1 protein-coding gene is annotated in these 522 nt (G+C 66.3%); it reads right to left on the reverse strand.

Features of this window, described 5'->3' with window-relative positions:
- Nucleotides 1–36: 36 nt before the first annotated feature.
- Nucleotides 37–522, reverse strand: a 486-nt coding sequence (locus tag CXQ97_RS21315) for an ATPase, T2SS/T4P/T4SS family (RefSeq protein WP_219815504.1), incomplete at its 5' end; no start/stop codon positions are given.

Genomic DNA, 522 nt, shown 5'->3' on the forward strand with positions numbered 1-522 from the left:
CGCCTACGGCCGCGATAGGCAGGAGACTAGCGGCGATCACGCGATCACCTCGTCGTCCGCCAGGGTGGCGCAGACCTTCAGCACCTCTTCGATACTGGTGACGCCGGCGATGGCGTAATCCAGCGCGCACGCCGCCAGTGGTCGATAGTGCGCCTGCTGGCGCGCGGCCTCGGCGAAGCCTTGCGGATCACCCCGACGAAGCGCGGCGATCATCGGTTCGTCCAGTTCCAGCAGCTCGTACACACCGACACGGCCGGCATAGCCGCTGTTGTGGCATTGATGGCAACCATTGCCGCGCTTGAAACGGTGGTCGCGCAGCGCGCCGCCGTGCAGCGCTTCCAGCCAGGCCAGTTGCCGAGGATCGGGCTGATCGTCCTCCATGCAGTTTTCGCACACGCGGCGTATCAGACGCTGGGCGAGCACCGCATTCAGCGCGGTGGCGACGAGGAAGGGCTCGACGCCCATGTCGATCAGGCGCATGGCCGAGGTCAGGGCATCGTTGGTGTGCAGCGTCGAGAGTAC

The organism is Arthrobacter sp. B0490, from assembly GCF_002929355.1.
Classification (GTDB): domain Bacteria; phylum Actinomycetota; class Actinomycetes; order Actinomycetales; family Micrococcaceae; genus Arthrobacter_D.